Origin of the sequence: Synechococcus sp. H60.2 (assembly GCF_047462315.1) — a bacterium.
In the GTDB taxonomy this organism is placed as follows: Bacteria; Cyanobacteriota; Cyanobacteriia; order Thermostichales; family Thermostichaceae; genus Thermostichus.
Window position 1 is genome coordinate 1 of the sequence record NZ_JANSIZ010000045.1, and the last position, 23,189, is coordinate 23,189.

The window sequence follows — 23,189 nt, forward strand, 5'->3', positions numbered from 1 at the left end:
CCCCCCGCACGCCCCCCGTAGCCGACAACCCCCACCGAGGGGCGCGTGGGGGGGGGGGGGGCCCCCACCCCGCCCTCAGGGAGAGGGGCTGGGGGTGAGGGCCGAAAATGCCGCAGCCGCAGGGCATTAGTCACTACAGAAACAGAGCTCAAGGCCATGGCCGCCCCCGCCAGCATGGGGTTGAGCAACCAGCCGGTGAAGGGGTTGAGCGCCCCGGCGGCAATCGGGATCCCGAGGGTGTTGTAGATAAAGGCGAAGAAGAGATTTTGGCGGATGTTGGCAAGAGTGGCGCGGCTGAGTTGAATGGCGGTGACCACGCCCCGCAAATCGCCGGCTATTAGGGTAATGTCGCTGGCAGCTATGGCCACATCGGTGCCCGTCCCGATGGCGATCCCCACATCGGCTTCTGCCAGTGCCGGCGCATCGTTGATGCCATCTCCCACCATCGCTACCGGGTGTCGGGGCCGTCTGAGCTGGCGAATGTAGGCTGCCTTTTGCTCGGGACGGACTTGGGCGATCACCCGGCGAATGCCTGCCTGCCGAGCAATGGCCTGGGCGGTGGTGGGGTTATCCCCGGTCAGCAGAATCACCTCCAGGCCCATCTCCTGCAGCTGGCGCACCGCGGCGGGGGAGGTGGGTTTGATCGGGTCGGCAATGGCCAACAGCCCCACCAGACGATGGGATTGCGCCACGCCGATCACCGTTTTGCCCTGGCTTTCCCAGGTCTGAACCCGCTCCGACCAAGAGGGATCCCACGGGATCCCCATCGCCTGCAGCCAGCTCAGCCGACCGATGCGCACCTGCTGCCCCTCCACCCAGGCTTCTGCCCCCTCGCCCACTTTTGCCTGAAAGTGCTGGGCCGACGGGATTGAGATGCCTTCGGCTTTGGCTTTTTGCACCACCGCCTGGGCCAGCGGATGTTCCGAGTATTGTTCCACTGCTGCTGCCAGGCGCAACAGGGCTAGGGGAGAAGAGCCTGGCGTCCAGATATCGGTGACGCTGGGACGGCCCTCGGTGAGGGTGCCGGTTTTGTCCAAGACCACCGTGCGCAAGCGGTGGGCCAATTCCAGGCTATCGGCGCTTTTTACCAGGATCCCCAATTCCGCCCCCCGCCCCGTCGCCACCATGATCGAGGTGGGGGTGGCCAACCCCAGCGCACAAGGACAGGCGATGATCAGCACCCCAATGGTGTTCACTAAGGCCAGCGTTGGATTGCCCGCCAGCCCCCACCAGAGGACAAAAGTTAGAATGGCTACCCCGATCACCGCCGGCACAAACCAGGAGGTCACCCGATCCGCCACTTGCTGAATGGGGGCCTTGGATCCCTGGGCCTCCTGCACCAGGCGCACGATCTGGGCCAGAAGCGTATCTTTGCCCACCCGCCGCGCTTCCATCACAAAGCTGCCCGTCTGGTTGAGGGTGGCCCCGATCACCTCATCTCCTGCCGACTTGCTCACCGGCAGGCTCTCGCCAGTCACCATCGACTCGTCTAGGCTGGAGGATCCCTCTAGAATGACCCCATCCACCGGCACCTTCTCACCGGGGCGCACCCGGATCCGATCCCCCACCTGCACCGCCGCAATCGGGATATCCTGCTCCACCCCATCGCGGATGACCCTTGCCGTTTTCGGCTGCAACCCCATCAGCTTGCGAATGGCTTCGGAGGTTTGCCCTTTGGCCCGCTGCTCCATCCACTTGCCCACCAGCACCAGGGTGACGACCACCGCCGCCACTTCGTAATACACATCCGGGTGCAGGCCCTGGCGATGAAAGAAGTCGGGGAAAGTCGTCGCCAAAAGGGAGTAGAAAAAAGCAGCGCTCGTTCCCAAAGCTACCAAGGTATTCATGTCCGCCGAGCGCCGTTGCCAAGCCACCCAGGCGCCACGATAAAAGTGCTGGCCCACCCAAAACTGCACCGGCGCCGTCAGCAGCAACTGCAACCACGGATCCTGCAGCCAGGGGGGCAGGCCGGGGATCTCCCGTCCCAGCATCATCGGCAGGGATCCGATCAGCAGCACCGTGCTGAGGCCCACTCCTATCGCCACCTTCAGCTTCAATTCCCGTTCCGCCACCCATTGGGCGATCCGTTCTGTGTCGTCCGGATCCGACTGTTGCCAATCGTCTTCGACCAAGCACGCCCGATACCCCGCCTGCTCCACCACCCGGATCAACGCTTGGGGATTCACCAGCCGGGGATCCCCACGGACGATGGCCTGCTCGCTGGCAAAGTTGACCGTTTGGGCTGTAACGCCCCGCACGCGACTCAGGGCCTGTTCAATGCCGGCAGCGCAGGAGGCACAGCTCATACCCTGGATGGCCAAGCGCCAAGTGCCGCCAGCAGATGAAGCGGACAGGCCGGGGGCAGCGGAATGGGAACCAGAATCAGACATGGCTGTCCTCAGAGCAAAAATTAAGAAAATTAAGGAAGAAAAAGCGACGCAAAAGCTCTCTTCCCCCCCCCCACAAGGGGAAAACCCCACCTCTGAACTCTATCCTGCTAACGCTGCCGGGCAGGAAAAAATCGCTAGGCCGGCGGATAGCCCACTTGGGCAAGCACCTGCCGCCAGTCGCTGTCGGCTCGCTCAGACGTAATCCGCACCTGCTTGGTTTTGGGATCCGCTTCCACTTGGGCCTGGGGATCCCGTTGCCGCACCGCCTGCGTGATGGTATCTACACAAGCCGCGCAGGCCAGCTTGGGCACCGTCAAAACAACTTGCATCCTGGGAAGCCTCCCCAACCCACTGCCACCTGCTTGATGCTAAACCTTCCAGTGGGCTGGAAGGTCAAGAGGGTGACTGAGGTTCCTCTATGTTCCAGCGGTAATCCACCTGATAGCCCCGCTGTCGCCACTCCTCCTCCAGTTGCAACTGTTGGGTCAGGGCTTTGCGCAAAGAGTTGATCAGCTCTTGCATGCGGGCTCGATTGCCAAAATCCTGTTCCTCCACAGTCGGAAACGTTTGCCGCTCCAGAACCCGCAGCAGAAATTCGTAGTGGACGTGAGCTGGCACAGGAATACGTTTCATCGATCTAGGCCATTCTTGGGATTCATTGACAATCCTGGGTTTACTGGGGTGACAACAGGGAGCGGACGGCTTGGCCGGGATCCGGCTGCGTTACCAGCGCTTCCCCCACCAGCACGGCGCGCACCCCCCAGCTCCGCAACTGCTGCAGATCGGCAGGAGAGTGAATGCCGGATTCGCTGACCACCGGCAGATCGCCCAGGCGATCCCGGTGGGCGGCCAAGAGATCCCGCGTCGTGTTCAAGTCCACCGCAAAGGTTTTGAGATCCCGATTGTTGATGCCGATCAACACCTGACCTTTGGCCTGGTGCAGTTGCGGCAAGCCCAAAACCCGCTGTAACTCTTGGCAAGTGTGCACCTCCAACAGAGCTGCCATGCCCAATTGCTGGATCAGCTTGAGAAAATAGCCCAAATCCGCATCCGAGAGAATGGCAGCAATCAACAGCACCGCATCCGCCCCCAGAGTACGCGCCCAGAGAATTTGGTAAGGGTAGAGGATGAACTCCTTGCACAGGATGGGGATCCCGACTGCCTGGCGGATCTGGCGCAGATACTCGCCGCTGCCCTGAAAAAACCGCTCATCCGTGAGCACCGACAGGCAACTGGCTCCCGCCGCCTCGTAGCTTTGGGCAATGGCCACCGGATCAAAGGGATCCCGGAGAACCCCACGGCTGGGGGAGGCTTTTTTCACCTCAGCGATGAGGGAAACGGGGTGAGGGGATTGGGTAAGGGCCGCCACAAAGTCTCGCACCGGCGGCGCTTGATCCAGTTGCTGCTGCAATTGCTTTAGGGGGAGCTGCTCCCGCCGGCGCTCCACCTCCTGCTCTTTGTGCCAGATGATCTCCTCTAAAATGTGGCGCGGTTTGGCTTCCGGCGCTGTTGTCTGGTACACCTGAGAGGCCACGACGACCGGCGGGGCAGGAGAACGCCGACGAACGGCCAGCGGCTCACCTTGCAGCTCCATACTACCCCTGAGCAGAACTCTACACCTCACCCTAGACTACTCTAGTGCTCTGCGGTCGGTTTGAATAGCTACTCCGCATATCCCCAAACCGCCTCTGGCAAAGGTGTTTTTTTTACCCTATGGTTGAGTTTGGGACTGAGCAGCAGCAGATGCTGGTTACACTGACAGTTCAGTAGGGAGCCGGCTGAGGCGCTGCTTGATACGAGACAAGGTGCTGCTCAGGACGAGATGGATCGAGATAGATCCAAGTCAACCTCGGTCAATTGAGAGGCTTGACGCAGGTTTTCGCGCCCTGGGGTGCCTTGCTGCAGCAGCCGTTTCGTCTCCCCATCTTGCCCAACTGTGGACAAAGGCTCGGCTGAGGCAGAGTTTGGGATATCGCTGTCCATGCTGTTTTGAAGGAGTTCGGGCGTGCTGTACCTAGCAGAGCTATCCAAGCCAATTGGGTTTGCTAAGTCGTCTCTGCAATTGCTGGCCAAGCAGCAGCAGGACAACACCTGGGTGCCTGTGAACGAAGAATCGATTACTCTAGAGGGCCGCATTGCCCAGGAGGCCGGGCGCTTCAAGGATGGGGCCCTGGTGCTGGCAGAAATCACCGGCAGCCGTCAGGTCACCCGCATCAACGAAGCCGCTCGCCAACTGGTGACCTACCTGCAAAACTTCAGCCAACTTCAGCTCAAAGCCCGCAGCCAGGAAGAGGAGATCGAGGTTTGGAAACAATCCCTCACCTTTCAGGCGCATGAGCTCACCCGCCGTGAGATGGAGCTGGCAGCCCAAGAAGAAGAAGTGCGGCGGCTGTACGAGCAATACAAGGGCGTGGAGGAAGAGCGCAAGCTTCTAGACAGCCTCAAAGAGGAGTTGGCAACCCAGCAGGCCTACCTGGCCGAGCAGCAGCGTCTAATCGGAGAACAACGAGAAGCCCTGAACCGGCAACGGCAGGAACTGGAAGCTCAGTTGCAAGAGGCCCGCTCCAGCCGGCTGGGGGAAACAGAAGCAGCCCAGCTCCAGGTTTTGCTGCAAGAAGTTCAGGAGAGTTTACATTTCTCTGCGAATCCCTTGGCTCTTCTCCAGAGTTTAAAAAGCCAGGTTCAGCAGCAGCAGGAGCACTTCAATCAAGAGATTGCCCAACTGGAACAAGAACGTCAGCAGGCCCACGCCCAACAGGAGGAGCTGGATCGAGACTACCGTACCTGGCGGGAGCGCTGCGCCGCCTGGTGGGGATCCCAACGATCCCTGGAGCAGAGCCAAGCCGAATGGCATGCCCGGCAGGGATCCCTGCGAGCCTATCAGGAGCAACTGCAGAGGATCCTCCAGCAGTTGCAGTCCCAAGAGAGCTTGTTCCAAAAAGCCTATCGTCTGGTGCAGGAGTACGACTTCATCGTCGATGGCAGTAGCAACAGCGGGTCAGGTGCCTCAGGGTCTGCGATCTCAGTGGAGGAGCTGGCGGCCTTGGTGAGCCAGATGCGTCGAGATTATGAGCAGCGGGCGGCCCAAGTCAGCCAACAGCGGGCCGAGCTGGAGCAAAACCGGCAGACCTTGCGGGAGCTGCAAGAGCGGCTGGCCACCGCCTCTCCCGAAGAGCGGTTTGACATCGAGATGGATATCGACTACGCCCAGTCTGCCTGTAGCGCCCTGGAAGAGGCCCTGGCGCCCCAGGAGAAAAACCTGCAGCGGGAATACGAAGAGCTGACCCGCCAGGAAGCCCGCCTTAGGCAGCTTCAAAATCAGGCTGCCGCCCCAGTTCAGGTGGATATCGGGCCGATCCTCGAGCAGATCGGCAGCCAGAAGCAGGAGCTGCTCCAGGAAAAAAGCCGTCTGCAAACCCTCATTCAACAACTGGAGGCGTCTTTGCCTTCTCAACAGGAGCAGCTTGCCCGCCAGCGGCAAGAGTTGGAGCAGCAGTGGCAACAACTGGAGCAAGAGGAGGGATCCCTGCGGGCCCGCACCCAGGCGATGGCAGAAACCTGGGGCCGCCTCAACCATCTCCAGGCCACCCTCTACCCCGAGCGAGATCGCTGGGCGGAGTTGGCACAACAACTGGCTCAGTTGGAGGCGGAGCTGGGTCAACATCAAGACAGGGGCTCCGTGGCCAGTGCCCATGTCCAGCAGGTGCAATCCCTCCTGGCCGCTCTCACCCAGCGGTAAAGAGCGTGTCCTGTCCTCTTCCTGGGGCAGGTGGGCAGTGCTCCCCTACTGCTTTGAACAGGCGCTCGCCAGCCTCAACCAAAGAGAGCAAATCTGGTAAAATTCGATAGCCCCTTGTAGATAGTGGGATCCCAACTTCTCGAGGCAAAGAAGCAGCGGAGATCCCCGCATTTTGCTTGTCAGGAGTGTTCCAGTGTGAGGTCAGCTCGTGCGAATTGCAGTTGATGCGATGGGAGGTGACTACGCTCCCGAAGAGATCATCAAGGGCGCCCTGCTGGCCCATCGGTATCTTCAGGTGGGGATTGCGCTGGTCGGTCGTCCAGACGCTCTCGAGCCTTTTCTGCCCCGGCCACTGCCGCCTGGGATCACTGTCGTGCCTGCTGAGGACGAAGTGGGCATGGCGGAAGAGCCCCTGGCGGTGCGCAGAAAGCCGCAGGCCTCTATCAACGTCTCCATGCAACAGGTGCGCACCAAGCAGGCAGATGCAGTGGTGGCTGCTGGCAACACTGGGGCTGCGATGGCCGCTGCCTACCTCAACTTAGGCCGATTGGCGGGGATCGACCGCCCGGCCATTGGCGCTCTTTTGCCCACTTTGAAGGGCAAGCCGGTGTTGCTTTTGGATGTGGGAGCCAACGTGGACTGCCGGCCCCGCTTCTTGGAACAATTTGCCCGCATGGGATCCCTCTACTGCCAGTGCGTGCTGGGGATTGAGAAGCCGCGGGTGGGCCTGCTCAACATTGGCGAGGAACCCAACAAGGGCAACGACCTGGCCCTGGCCACCCATCAGCGCCTGAGACAGTTGCCGGGGATCCACTTTGCCGGCAACGCCGAGGGGCGGGATGTGTTGACGGGGGACTTTGATGTGGTGGTGTGCGACGGCTTTGTGGGCAACGCCCTGCTCAAGTTTGCGGAGAGCGTTGGCCAGGTGATCACCCAGGTGCTGCGGGAGGAGTTGCCCCGCGGCTGGCGTGGCAAACTGGGCTGCTGGCTGCTCCGGCCCAACCTGAAGCAGGTGAAGCGGCGCATGGACTATGTAGAATATGGTGGCGCCTTGTTGCTGGGGGTGAACGGCATCTGCGTCATTACCCACGGCAGCTCTAAGGCGGCGATGGTCTACCATGCCATTCGCCTGGCCAAAGAGGCGGCGGAGCAGAAGATCCTACAGCGGCTGCAAGCGGAAATGACTGACTCCCCCCCATCCAAGTCCAATCCCGGAGAGAATGCCCGTCCTCTGGCCTCGGCCTCTAACCCCAGTCCAGAAGCCCTGCCGGTAGGATCCTTGGAGCGGGCGGAAGGATAGTGTCCATGCCCAGCAATGGCCTCCCGACCGTGCGCCTGGTAGGGGTGGGAGCTGCCCTGCCGGCTCCCTGCCTGAGCAACGACGACCTCAGCCAGATTGTGGAGACTTCCGACGAGTGGATCTGGCCCCGCACCGGCATTCGCCAACGGCGCATCCTGCCCCCCGACCTCAGCCTGGTGGATTTGGCGGTTCAAGCGGCAAAGGCCGCCCTGGCACAGTCCGGGATCCCACCCCAGGAGCTAGATCTGATCCTCCTGGCCACCTCCACCGGCGTCGATCGCTTCGGCTCGGCTCCGCGGGTACAGGCAGCGCTGGGGGCGACACAGGCGGTGGCTTTTGACCTGACAGCGGCCTGTACGGGGTTTGTGTTTGCCGTGGCCACGGCAGCCCAGTTTCTCCAAACCGGGCTGTACCGGCGGGCACTGGTGGTGGCGGCGGACGTGCTCTCTCGCACAGTGGACTGGACGGATCGCACCACCTGCGTCCTGTTTGGGGACGGCGCGGGGGCGGTGGTGCTGGAAGCCGCAAGAGAGGGGGACAGCGGCATCCTCAGCATCGAGCTGCGCAGCGATGGCAGCGGCAGCGAGCTACTCAGCCTGGCTATGGCCACCGAGACCAAGACCCTGGTGGGATCCCTGCAGGTGGGGCAATACCGCTGCTGCCCCATCGCTATGAATGGCCGCGAGGTGTACAAGTTTGCCGTCCAGGCGGTGCCGGAGATTGTCGAGAAGGCTCTCTTTCGGGCCGGGATCCCCGCAGCAGCCGTGCAAGGCTACTTCATCCACCAGGCCAACCAGCGCATCCTCGATGCTGTGGCCAAGCGCTTGCAGTTGGATCCCCAGCGGGTGGCCAGCGTCCTAGAACAGTACGGCAACACCTCCGGCGCTTCGGTACCGATTGCCTTGGCCACCTGGATCGCGCAGGGGCGCTTTGGCGCTGGCGATCTGGGGGTGATGGCAGGCTTTGGCGCCGGCCTCACCTGGGGAGCGATTGTCTTTCGTTGGGGGAAATGAGTTGATGACCGTTGCCTGGATCTATCCCGGCCAGGGATCCCAAGCCGTGGGCATGGGAAAGGACTTACAGGATTGGCCGGGGGCGGCCCAGAAGTTGGCTTTGGCCCGCGAGAGGCTGGGATGGGATCCCTTGGCGCTCTCGGAAGAGCAGATCCATCAGACCAGCTACACGCAGCCGGCTTTATTCACCGTATCAGCCCTGCTGACGGACTATCTCTACGCTCAGGGTCAGGCTCCTGCCTGTACAGCCGGCCACAGCTTGGGAGAATATAGCGCCCTCTACGCTGCCGGGGTATTTGATTTTGAGACTGGCCTGCGGCTGGTGGCGCTGCGGGGCCAGTTGATGGAAGCTGCAGGGGATCCCCCCGGCAGCATGGCGGCGGTGATTGGCTTTGATCGCGACAAGCTGGAGCACCTGTGCCAGATGACGTCCGACGTGGTCATTGCCAACGACAACAGCCCGGATCAGGTGGTGATCAGCGGCTCGGTCGAGGGGGTGCAGGCTGTCTGTGAGCAGTTGCAGGCTAAGCGCACCGTTCCCCTCAAAGTCAGCGGCGCCTTTCACTCGCCCTTGATGCAGGCGGCGGCGGAAACCTTTGCCCACACCTTGCGCGAGGTTGACTTTCAGGCTCCGCGAGTGCCGGTCTACAGCAATTGCACGGCTGCCGCCAGCCGAGATCCCCAAGTTCTCAAGCAGGCGCTGCTGTCCCAGATGACTGCTCCAGTCCGCTGGCGAGAGACAGTGCTACAGATGGCTGCCGACGGTATCCAAGAGGTATGGGAAATTGGCCCTGGCAATGTGCTGACGGGCTTGGTGAGGCGAACGGCGCCTGCCCTGAGACGGTGCAACATCAACAGCCTCAAGATTAGCTAAGGGATCCCGGCAGCCCTGGTGCTACAAGTTGCGTTGCTAGCTCCCCTCTCCCAAAGGAAGAAGAGCTGCGGGCAACGCAAGCCTCCCCAAACAGCAGTTAGGCCCCACTGCATAAGCAGCTGGGGTTTCCCCACCTGGGCAAGGCTTCCGTCTCTTCCTCTGCCCCAGGTGCTTCATGGATCCCGTGTGCCGAGCCTCTGTTCCCGTTATACAAGGTGATGGCTGTCTCGGTGCCCGAATCGTAGGCAACGATAGACTCATCCCTCAACTCCGACTGGGAGCCATGGGGTACCTCCACCTCTACGGGGAACGAAGCATACCACTGCCGCAAAGATGGTTTGTAGACAAGGGTTAGCGTGGTCGGTTTTCCCCAATCGTTGTCCCTGCTCCGCCTCTTTAGGGTAATGCCCAAGTCATTGAGGGTGACGGTGCCGTGCTTACCGTTACTGGTTACCTTTCATCCCGAAGAGCTGGGATATGTCCAGCCTGAATAGTGCCGACTGCGCAAGCGGGACGGAGTCCTTTGAGCGACGCAAGCGTTGTACAAATAACAGTGCAGACGACGAGCATAGCCTTCTCCTGGCTTTTGTTGAGATAGAGTCGCAACATCTGCCGTCTGTTTACCCGTACAGTTTTACTCACCTTACGGTACTCAGTCAAGGCTAAAGTCAGTACAGTACTTCTTGTAAGCAGCACCTTCTATGACAAAACTCAGAAATCGAGCCGAGTTTTGAGGCAGCAATTTGGAGAACAACTGAGTAGGGTATACTGGGAAAAAGACAAGTTTTGGCACAATTCTAGGTGTATTGTTTGGTGCAGCCTTAGAAATAGTGAAACAGTATATCCAGCCTCAACCTGGGGGTGCTACCCATCCTACCGTATAGACGGTGGGGAATTCTGCGCGTTTAGTTAAAGCGGCGAGGTATCCTGGTCTCCTGGTTTTGTTGGATTGTCAAGGGATCCCTGGCCGCCCGTTTGACCCAGAACCCCAGACTGACGGTCAAAACTGTTTCCTCTTGGGTGCAATGGCATGATCAACTTTTTGAGGACAGCCCCCAAACCGAGATCCTCTCTCCCGGTCAGAGCTTTGGGGCTGCAGTTCAAAAAGCAGCGGACTATTTGGAGGCCGGGATCCCCCGCGTTTGGATTGTGGATCCGCAGGCCAAGGGCATCACCGTCTTCTACCCCGATGCCCCGCCGCAGATATTTGCGGGATCCCAAGCCACCCAAGACGATTGCTTGCCGGGCTTGAAGGTTGTTCCCTAGAATGTGTTTGCCCGAGCGCGGATCCCTTAGTGGGCTTAGTGCAAATAGCGATAAAGCAGCCTGCTAGTTCGTCTCCAGGCCATTGACAAATGCTGAAGGGATCCCAAAACAAGATTTCCTGCTAGGGGCTAATCGTGAAGCGAAAGAGCTTCTCATCGGCCAGTTGGAGAACTTCCTGGCCTGCAGCCGCCAGTTGTTCCGGGGGCAAATTCCGGTATTGGGCGATAAACTCAGGCAAAACTTGAAACTCCACCCGCTTGCCGGTCTCTCGGTGGATCACCACACTGCGCATCTTGTCGAGGGAGCCAACTTCCACCAGCTTCAAGTTCAGTTTGCCCAAACTGGCTCCTGTTGCAGCGTGCAAGCCATCCACAATACACACAAACGGGATCTCCAGCGGCGACTCGTGAATAACCTCCACCAAAAAACGGTTCCTAGATGTGTGGGGAGTTGGATCCATCAAGCCTAGCTCTGCAAGGGCGCGCATCCCCATGCGATAGCCAATCACTGCCCAAGGGCCGGCTCCGCCATGGATTTCTGTTACTCTCTGAACTGCTATCGCCGTCGAGTCACTTCCAGAAAAAGAACTCGGATGAGCTGGTGCTGGTGCTCCCAAAGCTAGCTGAAGCGCGATCAGTAGAAGAGAAAACGGCTGCGGCTTGGCAACGAAGAACAAGTTCATAGGCAGTGCAGTGGGGAGACATGAAAAGCAGAGAGATGCTAAGCCATCCTAAGCCCTACCCCTTGAGCCTGCCTATGCAGGGGCGGGGGATCCAACAGCCTTCTGAGAACTATTCCCAGAACTGACTCACAAGTGCAGTGAGCCGAGAACGATGATATTGTCGAAGGTAAGCCTCCGGGCGTTGAGCACCCTTAAATGGCCGTTGTGGTCAGAAGTGCTTTGCTGGTGGCAGCAGGCTCTAACACCCCTGACTGCCCTATCCACTGATCGCCTTAGGGCGCTGTCTATCACTTGACAAGGGATAAGAGCTCCCAGTAACCTCATTTCTGGGATGTCTTACATTGCAGTTGTAGCCGGAGCCAGACCAATGACTGCTGAGGCTTCACCACCTGACTCAACAGACTTCCTTTACCAAACCCTTGTAGTAGACTTGTGCCTGCCTGTACGAGGAGCCACGCTCCCTGCAGATCATGGATACGGCTTATTAGCGGCACTGTGTCACCGAGTGCCGATGTTGCATCGGAATCCCTGCGTCAGTATTTTGACAACAGCAGGGATCAGAGATAGACAAGGCAAAATCCTACTAACTCCACACTCCCACATTAGGATTCGACTACCTATCGAGGCAGTGGCGGAGGTGTACAAGCTAGCCGGTAAACAATTGAAGATTGGATCTCATGAGGTACAGCTAGGGATCCCTAAGATTTTTACTCTCAAACCAAGTACTTCCCTGAAAGCTCGAATCGTTACGATCAAGGGCTACACTGAGCCGGATACATTTGCCCAAGCTGCTCAGGCTCAGCTAGAGAAACTAAAGATTTCAGGCCAGGTAACAGTACTGCAAGATAAAACCGGAAAGCCTCTGCGTAAAACCTTAAGAATCAAGGGGCATACAATCATAGGTTTCTCAACATTGGTAGAAAACTTACAAGAGGAAGATTCAATTCGTCTGCAGCAAGTAGGCCTAGGTGGCCGACGGCGCATGGGCTGCGGATTCTTTTTACCTTACAAGTAAGAAGAGATCTACAATGTTTAAGTTTTTACTGGCAAAATCTCTGGAGAAGCGGGATCCCAGCCGCCAATCCGAAGAAGAGTACGCTCAAGCAAAAGGCGCTGCTAAGCTTACAGGTCATGTTACGGCTGTATTATCAGCGGCTGAAGTTCTTTCAGATCACCTAGGAGAGACTATTCAGCAGCAGTTGAGGTTGAAGGACGCAAGTCGTCTGAAATCTATTGTCAAGCTGGGATCTTATTTGCATGATTGGGGCAAGGCAAACCAACATTTCCAAGAGATGATTTATCTCAAGTCATCAATTCTAGATGCCGAATCAAAAGCAAGACTTGAGAAGGCTTGGAGGGCTCACAATAAGCAACAACTTATTCGACATGAATTTTTAAGCGGCATACTCGCCTTACAGGTTAGCCCATTTCGGGAGTGGCTACGGAAAGCATTTACCGAAGAGGAGCTGCTCTTGGCTACTTGGGCAGCAATCGGACATCATCTCAAGGCAGGAGTGGATTCACAGGGCAAGGAATCACATAAAATTACAGAGTTGCCGGATGGCACGGGAACTGAGGTTCGTATTTACACTGACCATCGGGATTTTCAATCCATATTGAGACTGGGATCCCAGAGACTTGGACTGCCAGAAGAGATTCCAGATGTACCTTCGGCAAATTGGAAAAAAGAACAGCTAGAAGAGCATTTACATACCTTGGCAAACCAGTTCCGAGACTTTGCCAAAAGTCTAAGCTCAGATCAGCGGGCATTGGTGGCGGCGGCTAAAGCCACAGTCATCGCTGCAGATCTGGCAGGATCGATCTTGCCATCAGAGGGAGAAAACCTACAGGATTGGATCTCTAATACCCTGAGTTTGGTTCTTCAGGAAAGCGAACTAGAGCAACTAGTTACCCAGAAACTAGGGGGAAATTCTCTACGACCCTTCCAAGAGCAAATTGCTAATACCCGCTGTCGGGTAACACTGGTAAAAGCAGGCTGTGGTACGGGGAAAACCTTAGGAGCCTATGCTTGGGCAAAAAAGTGGGCAGTGGGAAAGCGGCTGTTTTTTGGCTACCCTACCACTGGAACAGCTACTCAGGGCTACCTAGACTATGCCGAGGGATCCCCAATAGAAAAAATGCTGATGCACTCGCGGGCAGACTTAGATCGAGAACTGCTGCTAACCGGAGAGGGCGAAAAAGATGAGGCAACTTCATCTCGTCTGGCTGCGCTGCAAGCATGGCGAAAGAAATTAATTATCTGCACTGTGGATTCCATTTTAGGTTTAATGCAAAACAATAGAAGGTCACTGTTTTCATGGCCAGTTCTAGCTCAATCTGCCTTTGTTTTTGATGAAGTGCATGCCTATGACAATCAATTGTTCGGCGCTTTACTGAGATTCTTACGGACTTTTCGAGGTGCACCTGTCCTCTTGATGAGCGCTAGCTTTACCCCAGGACAGCTCCAGGCAATTAAGCGAGTGATGGATGAGTTGGGTGAACCTATAGAGGATCCCGTTGAAGGACCGCGAGAGCTAGAAGAACTGAAGCGCTATCAAATACAAGAGGTGCAAGCAGAAGGTGATCCCACCCACTCTGAGCTTATTTGGTCGAAAGTCATCAAGGCAGTTCAGGAGAGGCAAAAGGTTCTGTGGGTAACTAATTCAGTGTCTAGTTGTATTGATATTTATCAAGTTGCCAAGGAAAAACTAAAAGATATAAAAGTCAAAGTTTTAATTTACCACAGTCGTTTTCGCTACAAAGATAAACTCACCAAGCATGAGCAGGTTATCAATGCTTTTAGTCGGCCAGAACCTGTTCTTGCTGTCACTACACAAGTCTGTGAAATGTCCTTAGATTTAAGTGCAGATTTGCTTGTCTCTGCCATGGCTCCAGCAACGGCTTTGGTTCAGCGATTGGGTCGGCTAAATCGAAGAATGAAAAGCGAAAAAGAAGAACCTTGTACAGCTCTCCTCTACAGATGGGATAAAAGCTCTCCCTATACTGCAGAAGAACTAGAAAGCGGGCAAAAACTAGTTAATGAGGTTAAATACAGAGGACTAGAGCGCGTTTCACAGCGGGATTTAGCTAGCATTCTTTCTCAGCTCAGCCCAAAAGAGCCTGTTGAAGTGAAATCGGCCTGGCTTGATCAAGATTGGTGCACTTACCCAAGCTTCCTACGCGAAAGTGGACACACAATAACGGTGCTTCTATCAGAGGATCAGGAGTCTATTTGGGCAGCTGCTAAAGGTCGGCAGGAAAAAGCTTTGGCCAAGGGGCAGAAGCTATCGAAGATGCAAGCTTTTCTGCAAGAGGCTCAAGCCTGGGCAATTCCGATTCGGATTCCAAATCAAGAGATAGAGTGGTGGAATTGGCAGCGACGTGGATTTTATTTCGTCACAGAGCCTGGATACATCAGCTATAGCGAGGAATCTGGCACGCCATGACTGAGCTAAAGCTACACATAGGACATCCTGGGTTGACACTGCTGCATCGAGCAGGTCTGGCTGGGCTGTGGATGACTCTTAAGCAGATAGAACAAGAGATTCCACCAGAGAAGCGGCCGGGGTCCCTAACTTGGGAACTGACACCTCGACAAGTCCAACTGTTCTGGCAGGGAAATGACTTTGAGGTCATTGACTGGCTGCTTAAAGAGTCTTTTCAGCTTAACAATGGACTTATCGCACTGCGAGGGATTGATAGTAAGTCAATGCGGAAAGACTCACAGGTAATCATTCACCAGGGGATCTTGGGAACATTTTTACAACATAACAGAACTCGCAAAATTCTTGGTGAGCAAACTGAATCTCTAGAGATCGATGAGAACTACCCACCCATCATTATCAAGTACAAAGCTTTAGAAAGCTATGTCCATCAGGAATTTGCCAAAAATCTATGCGATAAAGACGGTAATTGGCTTAGGCAGCCAATTAGCATTGCTGGCTGGCTTAATCCAGGTGCCGTTGTGCGACATAATGCGTTTCCCTCAGATACAAGCTTTGAAGAGTCTCCAGAGATGGCCTTTATACTCCTCTACGCTCCTGTTTCTTCCTTCTACTACATTCTTCGGTCACGGCTGAAGGATCAAAAAGCTCAATATGCTCTGGTGGTTCCTGAGATTACCGATATGGAGGTCTATGCAGGCTATCGGCAAGATCCTCGGCTCCGTTATGCAAGTTATCGAGATTTACATGCTGCCGGTTTGGGAGATGCTGGGCTTAAGTTTCTGACATATCAAGAGGTTGCAGAATCTTCTCGAGGATTTAAGGTAACTCGATGTCAGGTTCTTACTCTAGGTTCTGTCCCCTGGTCGAGCCAACAAAAGTCTCGCACAGATCTATTTACTGTAGAAGCAAAGTATCATGCCTGCAAAAACTACCAGATCTGCAAAGCGGTACTACCAGATCGAGTTATCCTTAAGACAAAAGCGGAGGAAGGAAGCTTTATCGCAACAAGCTTTGCTCGTGAGATGATTGCTGAAAATCTGGCAAGAGATCATCCTTGGTATGCCGGGTTTTCAGATTGGGTTAACAGTAACGAGCGATTCCAACAACTGTGCTACGAACGCAGAGGTTTAAGTGAGATGGTCATGAGAGCAGACATGGATGATAGAGAGCGCTGGTTTGTCCAGACCTGCCATGAGGCTATTCGCTTTACCTATGGTCGTTTATATAAGAAGGCTCAAGATCGAGGAGAGCAGACTAACTTTGATAGGGAAAACATACGCATTCGCACTGGATTAGCTCGATGTAAAAATGCAGAAAGCTTCCGTGAGTTTATTACTAACTTTTGGGCAAAAGCTGGGATAATACCAACGCTTCAAGAGCACTGGGATGATTTGATGGACTTAGTTATGGATCCCAAAGAGTGGAGAAAAGCACGGGATCTGGCTCTTCTGGCGTTAGCAAGCTACAAAGGTAAGGAGCGTCAGGAAGAAACTCAAGATGAGCCCGATGAGAACGGTACTGACTTGATTGCTCCTGCCGAATTAGAAGAGGACTAAGACTATAATCTTCAAAGTAGAAGCTTGTGAGCCAGACAAAAAATCAACGTAGCAGTAACTTAGCAACTTAGTTTGGAGAAAAACCATGACTTTTCACCTGTTCGGCAACATTTTGACCAACTATGGTACTGCTGCAAACAATCGCGGCGAGAGTGAGGGCAATATTACTACCCTGCAAAAGATTCTCTGGAAAAATGAGGTGCATACTACTGTTTCTGCTGAAGCAATTCGCTGGGCATTGCGTTACTACTGGCAAACATCAGGAAGCGGTTGCAAGGTCAACCGACGCTGGAATGACGAAACTAACGACAACGAGTGGGAAGAGCCTAACTTTGACCCTGATCTGTACATTGATGATGATGTTTTAGGCTTTATGCGCGCGGAGGGGGCTAAAGTAGATGCCTCAGACGAAAGCTCATCCAAAGGAAAGGGGAAAAAGCCGGCCAAAGGCACTACCACTGCTAGGCGCGGTGTTTTAGAGGTAACTCGGGCAATCTCCACCCGACCGTACAGTGGAGATATAACCTTCAATGCAAGAAGCGGTCAGAAGGGATCCACTTCTCTCTACGGAACAGAGGTGCATGCCACTCGCTATCAATACGGTTTTGCAATGACCCCTGCTCGACTTCAGCGGCAAGAGCGAGTTATTGAAGTAGTGAGGGGACTGGTTTCGTTAGGGGAGGTAGCCGGCAACCACTCCCGCTTTCTCTACGATTTTTCACCAGATAGCATAGTCTTGCGCTGGACGCACGACTTTTCGCCCCGCCTGCTCTACTGTTTTGAAGAAAACTCTGAGGGAGAAATAAGCATGCCAGACTTGGTGCGTCGAGTACAAGTAGGAGATATAGATCCTCAAGAGCTATGGCTAGCAGGAGCTGCTGCCGAAACCGAGGACGGGGAGAAGCTAGCTGAATTAGGTGCTCATGTAAGTCCGGGCATTAAGTCAACGGTTGACGACCTAATTGCCATAATTCAAAGTCAAATTTCTTCTAGGGAGGCAGCATGATTCAGCTTCAGGTTGAGGTACCTATTGCTTGCTTTCGTCAATCTTGGGCCAGGGAGTTTGCCGAAACCTATCCGGTGCCGCCACCTGCTACTGTTTATGGAATGCTGCTTTCCTTGCTGGGAGAGTGGGATCGGCATCGCTATTGTGGTGCTCAACTGGCAATTGCCCTACTGAGCCAACCTCAACTTTCTACGGTAATCCGCACCTTTCGTCGCTTTAAAAGCAAAGACATTCGGGATCCGGCCAACGCCCGTCCCGACTATCAGCAATTACTCACTGACGTGCAGATTGCAGTGCTGGTTAAAGGATCCCTTGCTCATGATTTGGAAAGAGCCTTTGAGAATCCCGAATCGATTAACCGATCCGGAGGACTGAGCTTGGGGGAGAGCCGTGACCTTGTTAACTCGATAACGCCAATTCCAGTAGTTCCCAAGCAGAGTCAATGGCTAATTCGAGATGAGGACGGGATCCTCACTTTGCCGTATTGGGTCGATCACGTAGGAGCCCGTGGCACCCGCTGGCAAAGGTACTTGCTCCAAACTCTTGAGAGTGAGGAGATACCTGAATTGGCCTGGACAGAAATTCGGCCAGATTAGCTGCTGTCTGCTGTCATCCTTGCACATGTATGCGAGAACGGGCAGTGCTTTGAGACTAGATTTTGCCTCTATCTGAGGAGAAGGTTTTTTCAGTATTGTTGAGGTTTTCTCATATTCTTCATGTTGTTTATGTTTTGGAGCTTTGGATTATGCCGCTATCGTTGGCTGATTTCTCTGTACAGATAGATTCAGATTTGATTCGTGTTTCAGCGTTGCATGCATTGGCCTATTGCCCACGATTATTTTACCTAGAAGAAGTTGAGGAGCTCTACAGTGAAAACGCAGCTATTTTTGCTGGTCGGCGGCTACATACAGAGCTAGAAAAGCAAGAGGGGGAAGATTGGGAGGATCTATTTCTAGAAAGCGAGGATCTGGGTTTGCGGGGACGGGTAGATGCCCTGCGTACTCGCGACGGTCAGATTATTCCTTATGAGCATAAAAGGGGTCGGGCAGCCCGGGATCCGGATAACCAGCCCCAAGCCTGGGAAAGCGACCGGCTGCAGATCTTGGCCTATGCCTATCTGATGGAAACTGTCCTGGGGATCCCAATCCCTGAAGGACGAATTCGATACCACGGCGACAATGTGCTAGTGCGCGTTCCCCTCGATGATGCCGGGCGCCAAGCTGTGCGTCAGGCAATCGAGCAAGCAAGGTTGCTGCGCCAATCCCATCTCCGTCCCCCAATTACTGACAACGAGCGACTCTGCGCAGGCTGCTCTCTGGCCCCTGTGTGCTTACCTGAAGAAGCGCGGCTAGCTCATGATAGAGAATGGCAGCCTATTCGCCTCTTCCCGGAAGACGATGAACGGCAGTGTGTCCACATTCTAGAGCCGGGGGCGCGGGTAGGGCGCAGCGGATTCCGTCTTAAAGTAAGCTACCGAAACCAAAACGAAGAGTTTATCTCTGCTCAGCAAACCGGGCAAATTGTGCTGCACGGTTTTTCTCAAATCTCAACTCAGGCCATTTATTTCTGTGCTGAGCAAGGCATTGGGATTCACCTAATCTCTGGGGGTGGACGCTACGTTGGTAGCCTAGATCCCCGGCACGGAAGCATCCAACGCCGGATCCGACAGTACCAGGCCCTGAGCGATCCTCAAATGTGCTTGAAGTTAGCTCGGAAGCTGGTTGCGTGTCGAGGTCAAAGTCAGCGTAAGTTCTTGATGCGGCTGGGATCTGCTCGTCCACCAGAGGTAGAGCAAGCCATTGACCAAATGAGGCGAGTACTCAAGCAAGTCGATCGAGCAGAGTCGTTATCAAGCTTGCTGGGTTTGGAAGGAAATCTATCGGCGCTTTACTTTGCCGCTTTGCCCTATGTGCTATCAGATAAGGTGCCAGAGGAGATGCGATTTTCAGGCCGAAACCGAAGGCCCCCTAAGGATCGCTTTAATGCTCTACTGGGATTTGGATATGCCCTTTTGCTTAAAGATGTCATGAACGCTATTTTGACGGTAGGCCTAGAGCCTGCTCTCGGTTTCTATCACCAGCCTCGCTCTCAAGCACCCCCTCTAGCTCTCGACTTGATGGAAATCTTTCGCGTGCCTCTTGTGGATATGCCAATCGTAGCTTCAGTGAATCGTAAACAATGGGATCCGGAAGCAGACTTCATCATACGAGGACAACAAGTTTGGCTTAGCGAAGAAGGGCGGAAAAAGATGATTCAAATTTACGAAGATCGCAAGCAGGAAAAGTGGAAGCATCCAGTCACTAACTATTCCTTAACCTATCGTCGTTTGTTAGAGCTAGAGGTTCGCCTTTTAGAAAAAGAATGGAATGGAGAGGGTGACTTATTTGGAAACTTGGTTGTGAGGTAAACCATGGCTGAATATAAAGTTTGCTACTTAGTATGCTATGACATACGTTGCCAAAAGCGATGGCGAAAAGCGTCGAAGTTGTTAGAGGGATATGGAGAGCGAATTCAGTACTCAATCTTCCGCACTTGGCTAACATTACGAGAACGAGAAAAACTGCGCTGGGAACTAGAGAAGATCCTCAAGCCGGAAGATGGCCTTCTCATCGTGGGGATCTGCAACCGTTGTTTGGAGCGGGTGCTCACCTCGAACCGACCAGGAAGTTGGCCACAGCAGCAGAGCAGCTACAGGATCTATTGAAGAAACAAGGATCCACCGTTGTGAGAGGTATCTCAGCTTCTAACAAACCTCAAAGCCTTGCTGTAAGCGGATCCCAGCCGTTTCCACTTGCTTGGAGATGCTTGCAAAACCTCAGAACCCTCATGGGAAGCCTGTTCGCTAGGCTTTGACTGCCAGTTAGGGTACAATGGAAGCGCATGGTTTTCCTCTGATTGCCGTAAGGCGCTGAGCACCTTGCCAAGTGGCTATCGGAGCCTTGCAAAGCAAGGATTCTGAGGTGCGGCATGATTTTCCTTTGATTGCCGTAAGGCGTTGAGCACTTACAGGAATCGCTGGAACATGAGCAACTCCCCCTGCCGGATGATTTTCCTTTGATTGCCGTAAGGCGTTGAGCACCCAACGTTGCCGCCGTCAAGGCCCGCTACGCTTTCCGATGATTTTCCTTTGATTGCCGTAAGGCGTTGAGCACAGAGCCGGACTATCGGGAAGAAGTGGGATGGATACGATGATTTTCCTTTGATTGCCGTAAGGCGTTGAGCACTCGCTTCTCTAGTTGTGGGTGGCGTGGACTTCCGATGATTTTCCTTTGATTGCCGTAAGGCGTTGAGCACCCGCGCGGCAGTCCAGGTTCAGACTTGCTTTCGACGAATGATTTTCCTTTGATTGCCGTAAGGCGTTGAGCACAATTGAGCGCCCGCGTCACGCGATTAGACCTAGCGCATGATTTTCCTTTGATTGCCGTAAGGCGTTGAGCACCTGACGGAATTGGAATTTGAGTTCACCTACGACGTATGATTTTCCTTTGATTGCCGTAAGGCGTTGAGCACATGTTCTTGGGGCATACCCAATGCCTCACTCAAGACCATGATTTTCCTTTGATTGCCGTAAGGCGTTGAGCACACCTGAATGGTAAGGAGACGGGGCCCCAACTGGGGCCATGATTTTCCTTTGATTGCCGTAAGGCGTTGAGCACCTCAGCAGGAGACAGATCCGGACGGTACACCAGTAGGGATGATTTTCCTTTGATTGCCGTAAGGCGTTGAGCACTTCCAGAAGGCGGCCCAGAACGTCTTTGCCGACCATGATTTTCCTTTGATTGCCGTAAGGCGTTGAGCACTTGTTGGGCTGGGGCTGGCACAGATTCGTAGATCATGATTTTCCTTTGATTGCCGTAAGGCGTTGAGCACCTCCGAGACAAAGCGGGGGGGTAGCCAAATCCCCATGATTTTCCTTTGATTGCCGTAAGGCGTTGAGCACCGCTGACCGTGCGCGCGCGGTTTTGCTGCTAGGTGGGGGATGATTTTCCTTTGATTGCCGTAAGGCGTTGAGCACTCTATAGCCAGGTCAATCCGCGTCACCCTCCCCGAATGATTTTCCTTTGATTGCCGTAAGGCGTTGAGCACGTGGACACCGGCTCGTCGCCCTCGCTTTCTGCCTCGATGATTTTCCTTTGATTGCCGTAAGGCGTTGAGCACCCATACTTCACCCGGCAACGACCACCAGACTTGACACTGATGATTTTCCTTTGATTGCCGTAAGGCGTTGAGCACCTCCAAGAGCCATCGGGTGGGTGGTCGGCAAGAATCATGATTTTCCTTTGATTGCCGTAAGGCGTTGAGCACTCGAACAGTTTGCCGTCCACCATGACGGCCCAGGGGTGATGATTTTCCTTTGATTGCCGTAAGGCGTTGAGCACAAGAGGGTGCGGAACGTGGACAACATCTGCCGGTTGATGATTTTCCTTTGATTGCCGTAAGGCGTTGAGCACATCACCACCTCAGACACGGCGGGCCCCCGCGTTGCGAATGATTTTCCTTTGATTGCCGTAAGGCGTTGAGCACTGGTTCTGGAGTCGCGCCAGCCGGGTGCCGACCACGTGTATGATTTTCCTTTGATTGCCGTAAGGCGTTGAGCACAGAACGCGGTAGCAGTGTGGCAGAGACTCCTGCAGATGATTTTCCTTTGATTGCCGTAAGGCGTTGAGCACACGCCGCCGCCGCTTCGGCGGCTTTTCTGCTGCTAGATGATTTTCCTTTGATTGCCGTAAGGCGTTGAGCACAGGATGGGAAACAAAAGGCCACCTCAGCCATCCCGATGATTTTCCTTTGATTGCCGTAAGGCGTTGAGCACCGATAAACTAGTCCCCTACCCTCGCCGGGCGGGATATGATTTTCCTTTGATTGCCGTAAGGCGTTGAGCACTAGGCAGTCCAGGTCGTCTTGGCAGCGCTGCTGCTCTATGATTTTCCTTTGATTGCCGTAAGGCGTTGAGCACCTTCAGGCCGGGAAGACTAGTTCCCACGCGCTACCGTATGATTTTCCTTTGATTGCCGTAAGGCGTTGAGCACATTCCAGACAGCGCAGAGGGTGACGCTATAGCTGCGATGATTTTCCTTTGATTGCCGTAAGGCGTTGAGCACTATGGGCTCCTAGGTAGGCCAAGATTGTCTTCGTGGAGATGATTTTCCTTTGATTGCCGTAAGGCGTTGAGCACGGCGGACACCATTTATGCCTGCCGCCTGAGTTTTCGCATGATTCTCCTTTGATTGCCGTAAGGCGTTGAGCACCTCCAAGAGCCGGAAGCGGGTTGGTCAGCAAGGCCAGAATGATTTTCCTTTGATTGCCGTAAGGCGTTGAGCACCAACTGAATGCAATTTCAGTTGCATTAGGAATAAGTATGATTTTCCTTTGATTGCCGTAAGGCGTTGAGCACAGTAAACTGGGCAGACTTTCTGGCCTGGCTAGTAGATGATTTTCCTTTGATTGCCGTAAGGCGTTGAGCACGGCCTGGAGGCCCCGCACTACAGTCGTTCTAGAGAATGATTTTCCTTTGATTGCCGTAAGGCGTTGAGCACACCAGCGCGTTCGCACTAGACAGGATGGCACTCGTAATGATTTTCCTTTGATTGCCGTAAGGCGTTGAGCACTATTCGGGCCGCCACACCACTCGTGGCACGGGTGGGCATGATTTTCCTTTGATTGCCGTAAGGCGTTGAGCACGACTGGCTGGCAAGACAAGTCTCCGGAACACTAGCGAATGATTTTCCTTTGATTGCCGTAAGGCGTTGAGCACGCCCCGTTTGCGGCTCTGGCGTAGCCGTCCCAGCGGCGAATGATTTTCCTTTGATTGCCGTAAGGCGTTGAGCACAGGGGTTGGTAGTACAGCCTGTTAAGGAATCAAGGGGTACAGTAGCAACACTTAGCAAACCAACTTCGGAAGCAGGATGGATTAATC

General features: G+C 54.6%; 17 protein-coding genes and 1 CRISPR repeat array. Of the genes, 12 read left to right on the forward strand and 5 right to left on the reverse strand.

Annotated elements, in window-relative coordinates; genetic code table 11:
- The 4 genes from NW845_RS08400 to trpC all read right to left on the reverse strand — a co-directional run.
- On the reverse strand, positions 1-2,390 hold a 2,390-nt coding region (locus NW845_RS08400; RefSeq protein ID WP_414378087.1), incomplete at its 3' end, for a heavy metal translocating P-type ATPase.
- Between the two features lie 134 nt (positions 2,391-2,524).
- Positions 2,525-2,719 carry a heavy-metal-associated domain-containing protein gene (locus NW845_RS08405; RefSeq protein WP_414337475.1) on the reverse strand — a complete coding sequence of 65 codons (195 nt, stop codon included), beginning with the start codon at positions 2,717-2,719 and terminating at the stop codon, positions 2,525-2,527.
- A gap of 64 nt (positions 2,720-2,783) precedes the next feature.
- Positions 2,784-3,023: a DUF5340 domain-containing protein gene (locus tag NW845_RS08410; RefSeq protein ID WP_414378089.1), complete on the reverse strand. Its 240-nt coding sequence runs from the start codon at positions 3,021-3,023 to the stop codon at positions 2,784-2,786.
- Positions 3,024-3,063: 40 nt separating this feature from the next.
- Entirely contained in the window at positions 3,064-3,963 is a 900-nt protein-coding gene (gene trpC, locus NW845_RS08415; RefSeq protein WP_414378097.1) for an indole-3-glycerol phosphate synthase TrpC, read from the reverse strand.
- A 432-nt stretch (positions 3,964-4,395) separates the two neighbouring features.
- On the opposite strand from trpC, the gene hmpF reads away from it, so the two are divergent.
- The 5 genes from hmpF to NW845_RS08440 all read left to right on the forward strand — a co-directional run bounded on the left by hmpF (position 4,396) and on the right by NW845_RS08440 (position 10,582).
- On the forward strand, positions 4,396-6,129 hold the full coding sequence (gene hmpF, locus NW845_RS08420; protein WP_414364882.1) for a pilus motility taxis protein HmpF: 1,734 nt from the start codon (positions 4,396-4,398) through the stop codon (positions 6,127-6,129).
- Positions 6,130-6,337: 208 nt separating this feature from the next.
- On the forward strand, positions 6,338-7,429 hold the full coding sequence (gene plsX / locus NW845_RS08425; protein ID WP_414364884.1) for a phosphate acyltransferase PlsX: 1,092 nt from the start codon (positions 6,338-6,340) through the stop codon (positions 7,427-7,429).
- A complete protein-coding gene (locus NW845_RS08430; RefSeq protein WP_414378090.1) occupies positions 7,429-8,442 on the forward strand; it encodes a beta-ketoacyl-ACP synthase III in 1,014 nt (337 codons plus the stop codon). Before plsX ends, NW845_RS08430 begins: the two co-directional genes overlap by 1 nt.
- 4 nt (positions 8,443-8,446) lie before the next feature.
- On the forward strand, positions 8,447-9,316 hold the full coding sequence (fabD, locus tag NW845_RS08435; protein WP_414364888.1) for an ACP S-malonyltransferase: 870 nt from the start codon (positions 8,447-8,449) through the stop codon (positions 9,314-9,316).
- Positions 9,317-10,336: 1,020 nt separating this feature from the next.
- Positions 10,337-10,582: a Uma2 family endonuclease gene (locus tag NW845_RS08440; protein ID WP_414364890.1), complete on the forward strand. Its 246-nt coding sequence runs from the start codon at positions 10,337-10,339 to the stop codon at positions 10,580-10,582.
- 121 nt (positions 10,583-10,703) lie between these two features.
- Here NW845_RS08440 and NW845_RS08445 read toward each other — a convergent pair whose 3' ends face one another.
- Positions 10,704-11,264, reverse strand: coding sequence for a formylmethanofuran dehydrogenase subunit E family protein (locus tag NW845_RS08445; RefSeq protein WP_414337102.1), 561 nt, complete (start codon positions 11,262-11,264; stop codon positions 10,704-10,706).
- A gap of 367 nt (positions 11,265-11,631) precedes the next feature.
- On the opposite strand from NW845_RS08445, the gene cas6 reads away from it, so the two are divergent.
- From cas6 to cas2, 7 genes are all read left to right on the forward strand, one after another.
- The gene (cas6, locus tag NW845_RS08450; RefSeq protein WP_414378091.1) at positions 11,632-12,279 is read left to right on the forward strand and encodes a type I-MYXAN CRISPR-associated protein Cas6/Cmx6; all 648 of its coding nucleotides are present in this window, start codon (positions 11,632-11,634) and stop codon (positions 12,277-12,279) included.
- 13 nt (positions 12,280-12,292) lie between these two features.
- Entirely contained in the window at positions 12,293-14,710 is a 2,418-nt protein-coding gene (cas3, locus tag NW845_RS08455; protein WP_414378092.1) for a CRISPR-associated helicase Cas3', read from the forward strand.
- Entirely contained in the window at positions 14,707-16,266 is a 1,560-nt protein-coding gene (gene cas8a1, locus NW845_RS08460; RefSeq protein ID WP_414378093.1) for a type I-MYXAN CRISPR-associated Cas8a1/Cmx1, read from the forward strand. The genes cas3 and cas8a1 overlap by 4 nt, the downstream gene beginning before the upstream one ends.
- An 85-nt stretch (positions 16,267-16,351) precedes the next feature.
- Entirely contained in the window at positions 16,352-17,272 is a 921-nt protein-coding gene (locus NW845_RS08465; RefSeq protein ID WP_414366359.1) for a DevR family CRISPR-associated autoregulator, read from the forward strand.
- Positions 17,269-17,868 (forward strand): type I-MYXAN CRISPR-associated protein Cas5/Cmx5/DevS, encoded by a 600-nt coding sequence (gene cas5, locus NW845_RS08470; RefSeq protein ID WP_414378094.1) that lies wholly within the window; start codon positions 17,269-17,271, stop codon positions 17,866-17,868. Before NW845_RS08465 ends, cas5 begins: the two co-directional genes overlap by 4 nt.
- A 95-nt stretch (positions 17,869-17,963) precedes the next feature.
- Entirely contained in the window at positions 17,964-19,679 is a 1,716-nt protein-coding gene (gene cas1 / locus NW845_RS08475; RefSeq protein ID WP_414378095.1) for a type I-MYXAN CRISPR-associated endonuclease Cas1, read from the forward strand.
- A gap of 3 nt (positions 19,680-19,682) precedes the next feature.
- The gene (gene cas2, locus NW845_RS08480) at positions 19,683-19,976 is read left to right on the forward strand and encodes a CRISPR-associated endonuclease Cas2 (RefSeq protein ID WP_414335565.1); all 294 of its coding nucleotides are present in this window, start codon (positions 19,683-19,685) and stop codon (positions 19,974-19,976) included.
- A gap of 176 nt (positions 19,977-20,152) precedes the next feature.
- Positions 20,153-23,102: a CRISPR direct-repeat array (repeat unit 36 nt; unit sequence ATGATTTTCCTTTGATTGCCGTAAGGCGTTGAGCAC).
- The last annotated feature ends 87 nt before the right edge of the window (positions 23,103-23,189 follow it).

Coding starts and splice junctions, on each gene's coding strand:
- fabD (WP_414364888.1), top strand. CDS start 8,447: ATGACCGTTGCCTGGATCTATCCCGGCCAGGGATCCCAAGCCGTGGGC.
- cas3 (WP_414378092.1), top strand. CDS start 12,293: ATGTTTAAGTTTTTACTGGCAAAATCTCTGGAGAAGCGGGATCCCAGC.
- NW845_RS08410 (WP_414378089.1), bottom strand. CDS start 3,023: ATGAAACGTATTCCTGTGCCAGCTCACGTCCACTACGAATTTCTGCTG.
- NW845_RS08405 (WP_414337475.1), bottom strand. CDS start 2,719: ATGCAAGTTGTTTTGACGGTGCCCAAGCTGGCCTGCGCGGCTTGTGTA.
- cas5 (WP_414378094.1), top strand. CDS start 17,269: ATGATTCAGCTTCAGGTTGAGGTACCTATTGCTTGCTTTCGTCAATCT.
- NW845_RS08445 (WP_414337102.1), bottom strand. CDS start 11,264: ATGAACTTGTTCTTCGTTGCCAAGCCGCAGCCGTTTTCTCTTCTACTG.
- cas8a1 (WP_414378093.1), top strand. CDS start 14,707: ATGACTGAGCTAAAGCTACACATAGGACATCCTGGGTTGACACTGCTG.
- NW845_RS08465 (WP_414366359.1), top strand. CDS start 16,352: ATGACTTTTCACCTGTTCGGCAACATTTTGACCAACTATGGTACTGCT.
- cas2 (WP_414335565.1), top strand. CDS start 19,683: ATGGCTGAATATAAAGTTTGCTACTTAGTATGCTATGACATACGTTGC.
- cas6 (WP_414378091.1), top strand. CDS start 11,632: ATGACTGCTGAGGCTTCACCACCTGACTCAACAGACTTCCTTTACCAA.